The sequence below is a fragment of the Paenibacillus silvae genome (assembly GCF_014639235.1).
GTDB classification, from domain to species: Bacteria; Bacillota; Bacilli; order Paenibacillales; family Paenibacillaceae; genus Paenibacillus; species Paenibacillus silvae.
On sequence record NZ_BMFU01000013.1, the window covers coordinates 43,274 to 57,668 of the forward strand.

At 47.0% G+C, this 14,395-nt stretch carries 11 protein-coding genes; 2 read left to right on the top strand and 9 right to left on the bottom strand.

The annotated features are described in order from the left end of the window. Positions 1-73: 73 nt before the first annotated feature. Both IEW26_RS25920 and IEW26_RS25925 read right to left on the bottom strand, forming a co-directional pair. Positions 74-1,840, bottom strand: coding sequence for a SulP family inorganic anion transporter (locus IEW26_RS25920; RefSeq protein ID WP_188594472.1), 1,767 nt, complete (start codon positions 1,838-1,840; stop codon positions 74-76). A gap of 179 nt (positions 1,841-2,019) precedes the next feature. Beyond that, positions 2,020-2,349, bottom strand: a complete 330-nt coding sequence (locus IEW26_RS25925; protein ID WP_111269748.1) for an ArsR/SmtB family transcription factor — start codon at positions 2,347-2,349, stop codon at positions 2,020-2,022. 215 nt (positions 2,350-2,564) lie between these two features. On the opposite strand from IEW26_RS25925, the gene IEW26_RS25930 reads away from it, so the two are divergent. Both IEW26_RS25930 and IEW26_RS25935 read left to right on the top strand, forming a co-directional pair. Beyond that, positions 2,565-3,524, top strand: a complete 960-nt coding sequence (locus IEW26_RS25930) for an alpha/beta hydrolase fold domain-containing protein (protein ID WP_188594473.1) — start codon at positions 2,565-2,567, stop codon at positions 3,522-3,524. 141 nt (positions 3,525-3,665) lie between these two features. Then, positions 3,666-4,385 carry a suppressor of fused domain protein gene (locus IEW26_RS25935; RefSeq protein WP_188594474.1) on the top strand — a complete coding sequence of 240 codons (720 nt, stop codon included), beginning with the start codon at positions 3,666-3,668 and terminating at the stop codon, positions 4,383-4,385. A 191-nt stretch (positions 4,386-4,576) separates the two neighbouring features. On the opposite strand, the gene IEW26_RS25940 is transcribed toward IEW26_RS25935, so the two are convergent. From IEW26_RS25940 to IEW26_RS25970, 7 genes are all read right to left on the bottom strand, one after another. Beyond that, a complete protein-coding gene (locus IEW26_RS25940; protein ID WP_188594475.1) occupies positions 4,577-6,160 on the bottom strand; it encodes a glycoside hydrolase family 43 protein in 1,584 nt (527 codons plus the stop codon). Then, on the bottom strand, positions 6,157-7,056 hold the full coding sequence (locus tag IEW26_RS25945; protein ID WP_111269743.1) for a carbohydrate ABC transporter permease: 900 nt from the start codon (positions 7,054-7,056) through the stop codon (positions 6,157-6,159). Before IEW26_RS25945 ends, IEW26_RS25940 begins: the two co-directional genes overlap by 4 nt. A 15-nt stretch (positions 7,057-7,071) precedes the next feature. Further along, positions 7,072-8,046 (bottom strand): ABC transporter permease, encoded by a 975-nt coding sequence (locus IEW26_RS25950; protein ID WP_188594476.1) that lies wholly within the window; start codon positions 8,044-8,046, stop codon positions 7,072-7,074. A gap of 314 nt (positions 8,047-8,360) precedes the next feature. After that, on the bottom strand, positions 8,361-10,034 hold the full coding sequence (locus IEW26_RS25955; RefSeq protein ID WP_229730042.1) for an extracellular solute-binding protein: 1,674 nt from the start codon (positions 10,032-10,034) through the stop codon (positions 8,361-8,363). Positions 10,035-10,205: 171 nt separating this feature from the next. Beyond that, the gene (locus IEW26_RS25960; protein WP_188594477.1) at positions 10,206-11,789 is read right to left on the bottom strand and encodes a response regulator; all 1,584 of its coding nucleotides are present in this window, start codon (positions 11,787-11,789) and stop codon (positions 10,206-10,208) included. 11 nt (positions 11,790-11,800) lie between these two features. Further along, positions 11,801-13,603: a sensor histidine kinase gene (locus IEW26_RS25965; protein ID WP_188594478.1), complete on the bottom strand. Its 1,803-nt coding sequence runs from the start codon at positions 13,601-13,603 to the stop codon at positions 11,801-11,803. A gap of 82 nt (positions 13,604-13,685) precedes the next feature. Beyond that, positions 13,686-14,393: a DNA alkylation repair protein gene (locus IEW26_RS25970; protein ID WP_188594479.1), complete on the bottom strand. Its 708-nt coding sequence runs from the start codon at positions 14,391-14,393 to the stop codon at positions 13,686-13,688. Between the last annotated feature and the right edge of the window lie 2 nt (positions 14,394-14,395).

The window sequence follows — 14,395 nt, forward strand, 5'->3', positions numbered from 1 at the left end:
TTAAACCCCTTCCTGTCTGATTCATGTGTAATATACTAAATATATACCAGACAGGAATATATTGGAACATTAATTATGAGCTTACTTTAGCAGCAGCATGCTTCCACTTCGGCTGCTGGTCCGGCTCCGTGCCAGCGCTCGACAAGGCCGCACATTCCCGAAATGCAAAATGCCTGCAGCCCTTGCATTTCTCTTGATTCAGATGCTGTAACGCATAATTGATTGCTTCCCCGGTATGCTCGAATCGATGAGCTGGATTAATCCGCTCCAGCAAACCTGTGCGTTTGAGCATTTCAAGCGGCTGCTCTTGAATGCCTGACAACAGCACAATACCGCCTGATCGTTCGAAATGCTTGATCAAACTCGCCAGATTCGCCTCGCCTGTCGTATCCATAAACGGAACCTTTCCCATACGCAGCAGCAGCATGCCCGGGCGCTCCGAGAGCGAATCCATCACCGATTTTTCGAACATATCCGCCGCGCCAAAAAATAACGGGCCTTCAATCGTGTACAAACTGATTTGTGGACAATCATGCCCTTCCTGTACCATGTGAGCCATCACCTTCTCATGTTTGTGATCGGGATCAGGCAGCACCTTGGCCACCTTCAGCATCTCGCTCATACGTTTGACAAACAGAATGACGGCCATAATCAAACCAATCTCAACCGCTGTCGTCAGGCTCGTGAATACAGTAAGCAGGAAGGTCAGAAGCAGCACGAGTGAATCGCCTGTTCTGGTTCGCAGTACATGGGCAAAAGATTTACGTTCACTCATATTCCATGCCACCAGCATAAGTACAGGTGCCATACTCGCTAACGGAATGTGGGAAGCATACGGAGCGAACAGAATCAGGACAAGCAGCACAACCAGCCCGTGAATCACACCCGATAATGGAGATACCGCGCCGGATTTAATATTTGTTGCAGTACGTGCAATAGCTCCCGTGGCGGGAATACCACCGAACAGCGGAGTAACAAGGTTGGCTACCCCCTGACCAATTAACTCCCGGTTGCTGTTATGACGGCTGCCTGTCATACCATCGGCAACCACTGCGGATAACAGGGATTCAATTCCGCCAAGCATCGCAATGACAAAAGCAGGCTGCAGCAGATTGATAATTCGCTCCCATGTGATCTCTGGCAGGTGGAACCCCGGCAATGTACCCGGAATCATACCAAAGGATGAACCAATCGTAGCGACCTGACCTTTAAAGAAGATGGCCGCGACGACTGTAGACAAAATCAGGCCAAGCAGCGAAGCAGGAACTTTGGGCGCAAATTTCGGCACAAGCAGAAGAACAGCCAGGCACACCCCCGCTGTCAGCAAACTATATATATTCATTGTACCGATGTGAATTCCGATCTCTTTCATATTGGAGTAAAAGTCCTCATGTTTCGTAACCCCGGTAAGCCCCAGCACGTTAACAATCTGACCGCTAAAGATCAGAACAGCGATGCCCGCTGTAAATCCAATGGTCACGGGTCTAGGAATAAATTTGATCAGAGCTCCCAGCCGGAACACACCCATAACAATAAGCATCAGCCCGGCCATCATACCTGCAATAAGCAAATTCTCATAACCATACTGCATCACAATGGCAAAAAGGATAGGAATAAATGCCCCTGTCGGACCGCCAATCTGGAATTTAGAGCCGCCCAGCAGTGAAATCAAAATACCTGCAATAATGGTGGTATACAATCCATATTCCGGCTTCACTCCCGAGGCGATAGCAAAAGCCATGCCAAGCGGAATCGCTATAATCCCTACAATCAGCCCCGATATTAGATCCTTGCGAAGATCGGCTATTCGATAACCCGCATATCTTCCGATGCCTTTCATTTTTCATAACCTTCTTTTCTTCATATATTTGAATATTTGAATATATAATGAACACTACTCCCTGATATATGCCCTGTCAACCGGAAATATCACGCATTTCACATCATACGGCTTTCCTTTAATCAAACAAAAAAACAAGAGACTCCGGTCCAGGCCAGCAGTTGCTCTTGTTTTATGTGTCAGCTGTCTTTGCGCATATCCTCCAGCATCGATATGGCATCGACCAGATGATTGTCAAAAATTTGTTTGGCAACCACCAGCAGGTCTTTAATCAGCGGATCACGCAAGGAGTAAGTGACCGTTGTGCCCTCCTTCGTGCCTTGAACCACATTTTTACTGCGCAGCACTGCCAGCTGCTGAGAGACAGCCGAACCTTCTGATCCGAGAATGCTCTGCAGCTCATTAACGTTTTTATCCCCTTCACTCAGCAGCTCCAGAATGCGGATACGCATCGGATGTGCCAGCGCCTTGAAAAAATCAGCTTTGAACTGCTGTACGCTCTGATTCATACCCTTTGCTCCTTCGATCGCTCTATCACGCTGTCCATATCATAACATATCCCGTGCACCAGCTTCACTCCAGACTGAACAAGAACTCTGTTCCATTCAACAGGATCGTCATCACAAACAGGGTTGACCTTGAAGTGTACTTCAAGCTTTATACTTTATTTAATCCCCTCCATCTCATATATTCTAATTTAATCAGGAAGGAACGTGAACCAGACATGAGCCTTTATATTCATAACAAAAAACGCTCTGTTACGAGCTACATATTTGAGAAATATATCGCAACGTTAGATACCAAAAAAAATCTGTCTACAAGAGAACTAACCCGGAAACACCTGGAGCATATGGGCATGGAAAATACCAAACCTTATCAGATGGAAAAAGTAAAATTGGCCTCCCCCATAACAGAGCATATCTATGAAGACATTCAAGTATTTACATTAAACGACCAGCACTCCCGCGCACAAAAGGTCATTCTATATATCCATGGAGGAGCTCATACACATCAGCCATTATCTCTGCACTGGAAGTTCATGGACCGTATGGCGCAGGCTCTGCATGCCAAAGTGATTGCTCCAATCTATCCGAAAGTGCCACATTATAATTACCAGCATACGTATCCCAAACTGCTTCAACTATATCGCGACATTCTGGGTTCCGTAGACCATCCGGCACAGATAACCATTATGGGTGATTCCGCTGGCGGCAACATCTCTCTTGGCTTGGCCCATTATGTAAACATGCATGATCTGCCTCAGCCTAAAGATATCATTCTGTTATCGCCTTGTGTAGATATGGTGCTGGACAACCCGGTGATCTTTGATTATGAAACTCGCGACCCGATGCTGGCTGTAGAAGGTTACGATGTCATTCGCCGAATCTGGGCAGCCGATAAACCGCTGCATGATCCGTTAATCAGCCCCATCTATGGAAATTTTAACGGTTTGGGCAAGATCAGTATCTTTATTGGCACGCATGAAGGTTTGTTTCCTGACAATATGAGACTGGACAAGCTGCTTACAGATCAAAGGATTGAGCATCATACGTATGTTTATCCCAAAATGAACCATGTATTCGTTTTATATCCTATCCCTGAGGCACGAGATGCCCAGCGCAAAATAATCAACATCATTAATACTACAGCACCTGAATACGAAACATACTCGAAACAGTCGTAATCAGCAAACTAAACGGAAAAATGACCGTTACTGCTGCTGAACATGCCTATAACATCCGACCAAATCCTCCCGCTGCTTCTGTGCTCGATATGATATGATGAAAAGGACAATATACCATTTTGTGTAAAGGGAGAGGTAGGCATGTGCAATTCATCTGATTTTTCGCCCGCTGGCGTTCCTATTCTTCGTCACAAGCAGCAAGAACGTGAGTGGCAATCTACTTCTTATGTAGAAGAAGAATGGCTGAAACGGATAGAACAACACGCTGACAAATATCTCGGTGAAGCCGAATCCGTATTCCATGAACTGGTGTCAGACAAGGTGCACATCGATGTTCATGTGGTTCGTCCAACGCCGGAACGCAATTATTATACGTTGTATACAACCGGTATGAGTGCTTTGCCGATGAACACACCTGAAGATGCACAGGAATACGAGTATGCAGAGCTGATGATCTGTTTGCCGCCAGATTGGCCGCTATTACAGGAGGAACTGGAGAACTCGGAAAACTACTGGCCAATACGCTGGTTGAAAACGATGGCTCGTCTGCCGCATGACTACGATACCTGGCTGAGCTGGGGGCATACTGTACCGAATGGTGATCCCGCGCTACCGCTCTCCGGCAACACAGACATGTGTGCCTTTATCGTGCTCCCCCCGCTTGAGGTGCATGAAGATTTTCTGACGCTGGATATGGAGGATGGACAAACCGTACACTTTTATGCGATCCTCCCCATCTATCTGGAAGAGCTTGAGCATAAGCTGGAGCATGGCTTGGATGCTCTGCTTGACCAATTCGAAACACATCACGTGAATGAAATACTGGATTTAAACAGGATCAATACCTGTGAGGATGTTTAACCTACAAAACTTGAATATTCTTCGCAGGAGAATTCCTCGCAATATACATTCTGGTTGATAACCTCTCGCTGAAGCCTTGAACGTTTACAATCAAAATAAAGCGGCCTTTCTCCATTAATTCAAGAGCAAGGCCGCTTCAATTCTTTGTCGATAATGTTTAATGATGACTGTATATATGTGTCCAGCTTAACTTAAATATATGAACCATATTCGAACCAGTCAAAGTCCGCTGCCTGATCGGAGGACTGACCGTTACTGCTGCTGAACATACCGATACAGCATCCGACAAAACCACCAGCCACTTCCGTGCTCAGACTGGTTGTATCCACTTGTCCTGCAACCAGATGGTACTCACGTCCATCTGTGCTGTAATAGAAGCTGAGCTGCTGCCCAAGCGCAGCCATTTTGAGGTAGACTCGCGGAGTCTCTCCATCCAGCACAACGCTTCCAGCTTGTGATTCCACACCTCCAAGCCAGGTCATGACTCGCAGTACCTGGTGTCCTGCTTCGATCGCCCGCTCTATCCGCACATGATACTGGTCGTTCTGAATAACGACCAGACCGGCTGTTTCATACTCATGCTGCGGTACAAATTCCATGGCCGCTGCTGCCACGTAATCCATATGTCTTTGCCGCACACAGACAAAGCTGGAGTTTTCAAGTTCCTTCAATGTTTGCGGTTTCAGCTTCAAGCGCAGATATCCTTTACGTTCCGTCAAGGAATACAGGTCCTCCTGCGGATTACGCAGGAACATCCACTGCAAGCCCAGACGATCATGGTCGAAATGTTCACAGCGCAAATCCGGTGCCACAGGCGCAGCAGGCAGTTGAAGCACTCCCTTATCCTCCAGCTTGCCAAGCCCTCGATTGACAACTGGCCAGCCATCCTCCCATTCCACCGAAGCAATGAACGTTTCGCGGCCAAGGTTGCTGTAAGCTCCGCCGTACGGTCTGGAGGCCAGCATTACCATAAACCATTGTCCATTAGGCGCCTGCACCAGGTCAGCATGTCCAACATTGATTACCGGATAGTGCTTGCCCATATGACGATGCGTAATGATCGGATTATTCGGATTGCCGACATAACCCCCGGTTAAACTGCTGCTGCGTGCAATTGTGACCGCATGGTTCAAGCCTGTGCCACCTTCTGCAATCATCAGGTAGTAATAATCTCCGATTTTGTATAAATGCGGACCTTCCGGCCAGATTACATCCACCATCGCCCCGCGCCACAGCACATAGCTGTCACCCACCAGACTCATGCTGCCCAGATCAAGCTCCTGCAGCCACACTTCCCAGTTCCCGTTATAACGAACACCCTCGGAGCAAGGCCGTGTCCCCAGATAATACGCTTTACCATCCTCATCGAAGAAAATCGTTGGATCGATACCTTCCGCTCCTTCAATAAAATAAGGATCTGACCATGGCCCTGCCGGGTCTGTAGCGGTCACCACGAAATTTTTGCCATGGGACAACACATTGGTGGTGATCATGTAGAAAAGCCCATCATGATACCGAAGCGTCGGAGCAAAAATCCCCTGTGAATGACCTGCTCCCTTCAGATTGAGCTGTGAAGCACGGTCCAGCACATTGCCAATCTGCTTCCAGTGAACCAGATCGCGGCTGTGAAAAATCGGCACGCCCGGAAAATATGCAAACGTAGAAGTGACCAGATAAAAATCATCTCCCACCCGGCATACGGACGGATCAGGATAGAATCCTGGCATGATTGGATTGTTAAATGTACATAACTCGCCTTGATTTGCATTGTTCATTCTTTTACCCCTCCAATGGTGAGTCCAGTGACAAAGTATTTTTGCAAGAACGGATACAGCAAAACGATGGGCATTGCCGTCACAATGGTAATCGCTGCCCGAATGGATACAGGGGTGACCATGTTTGTCACATTTTTATATTGATCCACATTGACGGTTCCCCCTTGTGACGTTGACGAGGATAACAGCTTCATTAACTCATACTGCAGTGTTGTCAGGTTGCGGTTGCCTGCCGTATAGAGCATGGAGTCAAACCATGAATTCCATTGACCAACAGCTATAAATAAAGCAACTGTAGCCAGCACCGGCTTGGACAGCGGAAGCACAATACGCATGAAGATGCGGAAATCTCCGGCTCCGTCCATCTTCGCCGATTCAATCAGTCCCTCCGACAATCCCTGAATATAGGTACGAATGACAATCATGTTAAATACACCGATCAGGCCCGGAATAATGTATACCCAGAAGCTGTTCAGGAGTCCAACCTGTTTGATCAGCATGTACCCGGGGATCAAGCCGCCGCTGAAATACATCGTAATCACAAAGAGTGTTGTGACAAGCTTGTTAAACATGTATTCCTTGCGGCTCAGCACGTATGCCAGCATAGCGGTACAGAAGAGCTGCACCACCGTTCCGACGACGGTTCTCGCAACCGAGATAAATGCCGCTTGGGTCAGATGGGGATTCTGGAACACGGACACATAATTTTGAAGCGTCCACTCCCTCGGCCAGAGATAGATTCCCCCGCGAATCGTATCCAGACCGTTATTGAAAGATACGGCAATGGTGTTTAAAAAAGGATATAACGTAACAACCATAACAAGCAACATAAATATGCCATTGGTAATCGAGAAAATAGAGTCACCCAGGCTTCGTTTTCCACTAATTCGATTCACAGCGCTTCCCCCTTATCATATCAACCGCTCTTCACCAAGAGATTTGGCAATCCCGTTGGCGATAAAGATGAGCACCAGACTGACCACACTTTTGAAAATCCCGGCTGCGGTAGCAAGGGAGTAGTTTCCAAGATTAATCCCGTATTTCAGCACAAAAATATCAATGGTCTCGGATACATCCTGCACCAGTCCGTTCCCCAGCAAATATTGGATCTCAAAGCCTGCATTCAGCACGTTACCCACGTTGATAATCAGCAGGATAATGATGGTTGGCTTGATGCTCGGAAGGGTGACATTCCACATTTTGCGGAAGCGACCCGCTCCATCAATGGAAGCTGCCTCGTACAGACTCGGATTAATGGAAGCCATCGAAGCGAGATAAATAATCGTGCCCCAGCCAATCTCCTTCCACATGCTGGACAGACCCACGATGCCCCAGAAGTATTTCGGTTCGGCAAAAAAATTGATCGGCGTGTCGATAAGCCCCAGCTTGGTCATCAGCACATTTACAATCCCGTTTTCCGTTGATAGGACATTCGCAACGATGCCTGTCACGATAATCCACGACAGAAAGTGGGGAAGATAGGACACCGTTTGCACAACACGTTTAAATAAAACCATCCGCAGTTCGTTGAGCAATAGCGCCAGCCCGATCGAACCGACAAACCCGAGAAACAGACTGATGAGACTCATCGCCAGTGTGTTGCGAATGACACGCAAAAAGGTAGGGTCTGTAAACAAGGTGCGGAAATGATCCAGCCCTACCCACTCCTGCTCCATCAGGCCCAAGCCTGGTCTGTAATTCTGGAAAGCCATCAGCCAGCCCCATAAAGGTCCGTAGGCAAAAATAGCAATAAACGCAATGAAGGGGAAGGACATCCACATCAATTGACGCTGACTTTTCATTCTGGACAAGTTATATCCGATCCAGCTTTTCCCCGAAGGAATATGGCTGGTATTTAACGAGGGCTGCAGCTCCTTTTTGGCCATACGTTCTCTCTCCTTGATTACAAGTTTTATCTATATCATCCAACCCGGATGATTCGAATCCATTCCAGTCCAATAAACCCACGTCTATGTGTTGAATAAGAAAGGCTATAGGGATGCCCCATAGCCTCTGACTTGCTCACAACTTTACTTGCGTATACCGCTCGTCGTATTGCTTATCATTTCTCTTGTCGTATTCCTTGCCGAATTTCTTGTCGTATGACTTCATAATATTTCTTGTCGTATGACTTCTTCATCTTGCTTGTCACATAACTGGACGTATTGCTTGTCATGCTACCTGTAGCGTCTGTCAGTCATTAACCCCAAAGCTCTACACGTCTGCGAACCTCTTCGGTCAGCGCATCCTCATAAGCTTTAATATCCGCGCTCTCTTTCAGGGTCGATTGATATTCTTCCCATGTCTTATCGAACTCGGCCGGAGAAGTCATGATGACTTTCGGCAGCCATTTCCGTTTCACATCATCCATCTTCTGTCTGGCAATTGTCTCTGGTTTGTTTGGCTCGAAGTTGTACGTATAGATCGGGAACCATGGTTCGTTATCTTCTGCCGGCTCCAGGAAATCGGTAAATTTGGTGTATCCGTAAGCCTTGAGCACTTTTTTGTCGATATCATTCAAGGTTGCGAGGTACTCTTCCGGCTGTTCTTTCGGGTCCATTGCATTTTTTCCGTCTGCTGTCATGCCTTCATGATGCGGGAAGTACACCAGCGGGCTTCCTGTGTTCGCAAGCACCCAGTCCGGGTCTTTGGAATTAGCGCGCTGCTCCTCATTACGGGAAAATACTCCTTTGTCATCCACCTGATAATCGACATCTTTCTGTCCCCACGTTCTCAGAACCTCAATCTCTGGATCAAGCAGGTCATTAATGTATTGCAATGCTCCTTCAACATCTTCACAGCTCTTCGTGATCGCCAGTCCGCCGTTAACATTCAGGATTGGCTTATGCTGATAACGCCCCTTTACATCCTCGGACAATGTAATGGACAGCGGCACGTAGGTTCTTTCATACAGCTTCTGTTTGACAAGGGAAGCCTCTGCATCAAGGAACTGCCATCCCTGATCGACCATGCCCAGTACACGTCCTGTTGAAATTTTGGAAATGTACTGATCGTAGTTGGCTGTGAACGTTTCGTTGTCTACGAGTCCTTTGTTGTAAACCTCATTGATCTTTTTAAAATAAGCCTTCGCTTCCGGAATCGTATTGTAGTTTTTCGCGGTTAATGTAGCCTTGTCGATAATAGCGGCCCCTTCGTTCGGATAACCAGCCAGGAACAGTGGTGGGTTCTCCAGCGCGAAGTAACGCCAGTCGTATGAGATAATCTCAAAGCCAATCGTTGGCTGACCGTTAATCGTTGGATTGGCTGCTTTGTACTTTTCGATCAGATCGAAATATTGATCCAGCGTTTTGATCGTTGGGTAATTTGCCCACTCCAGCACCGCTTTTTGAATCCAGAATGCTTCCCCATCATGGGATACCTTCATGGAATCACCCTGCACGTTTCCGAATTGCGGAATGAAGTAGATGTGACCGTCGGTTGAATTTTTCATCTTTTTCCAATCGTCGCCGAGATAGTTTTTGATATTTGGATATTTGTCGATATAGTCCTCCAGCGGAACAAGTGCACCGGCAGACACCAGCTGCTGTGTACCATCACTGCCATCAATAAAGTCCGGATACTCTCCACCTGCAATCATGACCCCGATTCGTTCTTTGGCCGTCTGGCCTGTAAGCCAATCCATCGTTACTCTTACACCCGTCTTTTCCTCAATGGCCTTCATCACACGATTATCGTCAGGTGCAATCTTGCCAGGTACGGCAAAAAATGCGGAAAATTGCTTCAGTTCCTTGCCGTCTGCGGTCTTCTCATCCGTTTTTGATGCTCCTGGCGAACATCCAGCCAGCACTACCGTCAGCATCAACGTCAGTAAAACGAACTGCCTGAATCTTTTTCTGACATCCTTTTTCATCATGACCCCTCCAGCCAAGTATGTTGAGAACCGCTCTTTGGAAAGCGCTTTCCAAAGGCTGACTTAAAATTATCATTGTTACCTGTGCCGCTCAACGGGACAAATTATAGACCTCATCCCAATAATTCCAGATATGCAAAAAATCCTGCTCCCCTATCAAGGGGGACAGGATGATTAATCCGAAGTATGCATCATGTGTGCCCTTTTTCGATATTGAGCTGGTGTCTCTCCCCTGATTTTCTCAAAACGGTTAATAAAATAATCCGAATCCCGATATCCCACCATCACTGCAATCTCATACACCCTGTAATCCGTTCTGCGCAGCAGCCGGGTGGCCTCTTCAATTCGAATCTGATTCAGATAATCACTGAAGCTGACGCCGTAATGTTTTTTGAAAATCTGTCCAAGATATGCACTGTTCATATAAAACTGCTCCCCAAGCAGCTTCAGGCTGATATTATCCATATAGTGCTCATGAATGTATGCTTCGACCCGGGCCAGCACACCCATTGCATTCCATTTCTGCCGCTCCTTCAGCTTCTCCGCACATTTGTATGAGAACTCACACAGATTCTCGATATTCTCTTCCATCGACAGCATGGCATAGTTCTCCTGCAGAAACGTCGATTGCGTCCATTCCCCGTCCAGATTCAGATCGCTATCGTCTCTGTTAACCAGTCCGAGCAGGGTATACGCCAGATAATGCAGATGGATACCTACGATGCCTGGCTCAATGCGCTCCTCCAGAAAAAATTGAAAAACAGCCTGTGCATGACCGCGTATATCCTCGGTGCGATGCTCCTCTATAGCCCGAATGAGTCCGTCAAAAAGCTGTTTTTCCCGTCCGGCGGGCTGATTGTTAAATACACCTGTATCCATATGCTCAAAATAATAGATCGGACCGTATGCGCTAAAGAAACGCAAGCTTTTAATTTTACCACAGGAGTAATAGGACTCATGCAGCTCCTCCAGCTTGTTAACCTCCTTGCCCGCATAAATGGCAATCGCTGCACACTGTATGTGGCTCAATTCGGTATACAGCCGCGTGACGTATTGTTCGAGTGATACCGCCTCCTGCTTCAGCAGCAGATCGGTTACAATATGGAGCACCCTGTTTTTCTCGCCTGTAAAGGACTTCAGGACATACCCCGCATACTTGTGGTTGAGAGCAGCTTCCACATGCAGACACCCTTCTGTCTGCTGCTGTTCCTGCTCCGACTCTGTTTCAATCATCAAACATCGATATCTGGTAGCTGTCCCGTAAAGGCTTTGCACGTGATCAACCGTATCCTCATCAGCCGTTCCAAGCAAGATCGATTGCACATGCTGAGCGAGAACGATCTGTTCCTGCTTTTCCTGATGCCGCTTTTCTTCTGTTCTCTCCCGAAAGAAATCTCGGAAGGCCTCCAGCACTTGCTGCAGCTCATCCTTGACAATCGGTTTGAGAATATAATCGTTCACCTGATACTTGATCGCTTGTTTGGCATACTCAAATTCATAGAATCCGCTGAGCAGCACCATTTTTATCTCGCCGCCATACTGTTCATATATGATTTTGGCAAGCTGCATCCCGTCCATTTCAGGCATCTTAATATCGGATATAACGAGATCGGGCTTCACAGCCCGAATACATTCGAGCGCCTGTACGCCGTTCGAAGCTTCCCCGCAAATCTGAAATCCCATTGCATTCCAATCCATCAGCAAAAGTAGTCCTTGGCGAATAAATGGCTCATCGTCCACAATCAGCACGTTGATCATATCCTCGCTCCTTATCCCTGAGATGCTTGTACAAGAGGAATTTCAATCCGAATCGTGGTTCCCTTGTACCTTTCACTGACAATGTGCACCTGTACACGTTCATCAAAGTACATTCGAAGCCGTATAAAAGCATTCATCACCCCGATGCTGCTAAGCTCGCTGAGCCGCTCCAGACTCGGATCAAGCATCATATTGCGCAGCATAGACAGCTTGTCTTCATCCATGCCAACACCCGTATCACGTATAACAATGTGCAGCTGCTCTTGCTGCTTCTGGAAGCTTACTTCTACCACACCATCACTTGAGCCGCCCTCGATGCCATGTATACAAGCATTTTCCACAAAAGTTAATACCGTCAACTTCGGAATTCTCATCTCCAGAATGTCCTCATCACCAGCATGGATCACGAACTGCAGCTTCTCGCCAAAGCGATACTGCTGGATAACCAGATAACTCTCGACAAAACGAATCTCATCCTGAACGGTAACCAGATCATTGCCCCAATTGATCGTCTGTCGCAACAGCAGCGCCAGCTTCTGAATAATGTCAGACGTTTCATGCTCATCCTTGATCAGACTTCGCATACGAATGGTTTCAAGGGTATTAAACATAAAGTGTGGGTTAACCTGGCTCTGCAGCGCCTTTAATTCGGCCTGTTTCTTCGAAAGCTCCAGCGCCTGCCGTTCAACCTGTCCTTTAAATACAATCTCGATCAGATTCCTGATTTTAACCACCATCATGTTATAGCTGTGGGTCAAGCTGCCGATCTCATCCTTGCCGGCGGGTTCCGTGATCACTTCGAATTTTTCCTGTTTAACCTGGTCCAGATGCCTCGCGATTCGTCCTACTCTGTCAACAAGCGATCTGGAGATTAGCCAGATCAGAAGTGTCGGCACCAGCAAATTCAGGATAATAAGCAGCAGCAGATTCGCTCTGGAGTCAATCATCTCCGTTAGAAAATCCAGCTTCTCTCCACGAACGATAATTTGCCAATTTTCCGATACAACAGGAATGGATTCCGTGGATTGCGAAGCATCTAGCTCCATGCTGGACATAAGGTTAAACGGCTTCCGCGCCTGATTCATCTGTGCATCATTGGAGAAAATAATGCGATCATCCGAAACGATATAGATTTTGCCGCCAGCGCCCTCGTTTTTGAAAGACTTATTGATGAAGGCATAATCGAGATCAACCTTTAACACCTTCTCCACCTGCTGCTTCCCGAAATAATTCAGTTTGCGAATAATGCTTACCTTCCGTCCACCTTGACTTTGCGACATCTCTGCCTGCTGCTTGTCAAAATACGAATAGATCATCATCTGGTCGTCCGTGTTCATCAGGGCCTGATACCATTCACTCTTCCTGATGTCATCGTTCAGCTTGATAAAGTTGCCTCCGTTTACGAAGGTATCATTGTCTACATAAAAGGTCACCTGGTTCACCTGCTGGTAGCTGTAATAGTACCGAACCAGATTGTTGCCGCTCAACATATCATAATATGCAAAATAATAATCTTCCTGATTACGGTATTTGGACTCCATAAACCGATTCAGCGTGGCATCCGTGTATAAAAAATTGGATACGTACAGGCTGTTGTCCAGACTGTTCCGCAGATTAAAACGAATCCTCTGCTGCATTTCGTTGATTCTGCTCTGCTCCTTCGCTTCGATCTGGCCCTTGATGCTCTGATAGAACACGGCATTGGTCGCCAGCACAGGAATCAGCACACAAAAAATAAACAATATGTATAACTTCGTTCTAAGACTCCAATCATCCAATACCTGAATACGCTTACAAGCTAATTTGGGTTTCATGATCGTTGTTGTCTCCCCCACCCGTGTCGTCCATTAAAACCATTATAACGAGCAATGGTGATAATGGAATACACGTTTCGGATTAACATCTTACATATTTGCGTTTAAATCCAAGCTGATTGCGTTCCATTGCCTTTTGAATATTATCGGAGGCACTGATCAGCTTGCTTTTTGGCTTGTCCTGACCGACTTGCACAGGTCCAACCTTCTTCGCCGTTTCTACGGCCAGATTATGCAGCGAAACATAAGATATGGCAACGGTGCAGATAAACAGATTCATGGCTATTTTCGCACGTTCGGGAGCGGTGTGAATGGTCTGCTCCACCTGTGCAAGCATCTGTCTCAGCTTATCTTCCTCAAACTCGGCATCCTTGCGGCTGCCCAAAAGCCAGCAGTAACAGCTCCACCCGCCGGACATTCGCAGCTCTTCTCCACTGGCAATCCAGGTATCTGCAACATCCTGTGCTATATCCGTCTCGGCCAGCGTCACAGCAACCACATAATCGGATAACATATAGAAATAGGCCGCATCCATCCAACGCTCAAAATCGGCAGGGCTCATCGCTTTGGGATCGGCAATAACACCAGCAAAATACATCGCATCATAATTGCCTGTCGCATACAGCTGTTCAGCCAACGGCTGATTTTTCTTGATCTGCTTTGCCATCGGTTTCATCGCTCCTGTCGCCACACCAAACAAGGGTTCATGCGCACCGTTGGAAAGATAGATTTTTTTCGTGCGTTCCTTGCCTAAAGCTTCAAGCTCCTGCATAACCTCATTTACATTCATGT

Coding starts and splice junctions, on each gene's coding strand:
- IEW26_RS25920 (WP_188594472.1), bottom strand. CDS start 1,840: ATGAAAGGCATCGGAAGATATGCGGGTTATCGAATAGCCGATCTTCGC.
- IEW26_RS25925 (WP_111269748.1), bottom strand. CDS start 2,349: ATGAATCAGAGCGTACAGCAGTTCAAAGCTGATTTTTTCAAGGCGCTG.
- IEW26_RS25930 (WP_188594473.1), top strand. CDS start 2,565: ATGAGCCTTTATATTCATAACAAAAAACGCTCTGTTACGAGCTACATA.
- IEW26_RS25935 (WP_188594474.1), top strand. CDS start 3,666: ATGTGCAATTCATCTGATTTTTCGCCCGCTGGCGTTCCTATTCTTCGT.
- IEW26_RS25940 (WP_188594475.1), bottom strand. CDS start 6,160: ATGAACAATGCAAATCAAGGCGAGTTATGTACATTTAACAATCCAATC.
- IEW26_RS25950 (WP_188594476.1), bottom strand. CDS start 8,046: ATGGCCAAAAAGGAGCTGCAGCCCTCGTTAAATACCAGCCATATTCCT.
- IEW26_RS25955 (WP_229730042.1), bottom strand. CDS start 10,034: ATGATGAAAAAGGATGTCAGAAAAAGATTCAGGCAGTTCGTTTTACTG.
- IEW26_RS25960 (WP_188594477.1), bottom strand. CDS start 11,789: ATGATCAACGTGCTGATTGTGGACGATGAGCCATTTATTCGCCAAGGA.
- IEW26_RS25965 (WP_188594478.1), bottom strand. CDS start 13,603: ATGAAACCCAAATTAGCTTGTAAGCGTATTCAGGTATTGGATGATTGG.
- IEW26_RS25970 (WP_188594479.1), bottom strand. CDS start 14,393: ATGAATGTAAATGAGGTTATGCAGGAGCTTGAAGCTTTAGGCAAGGAA.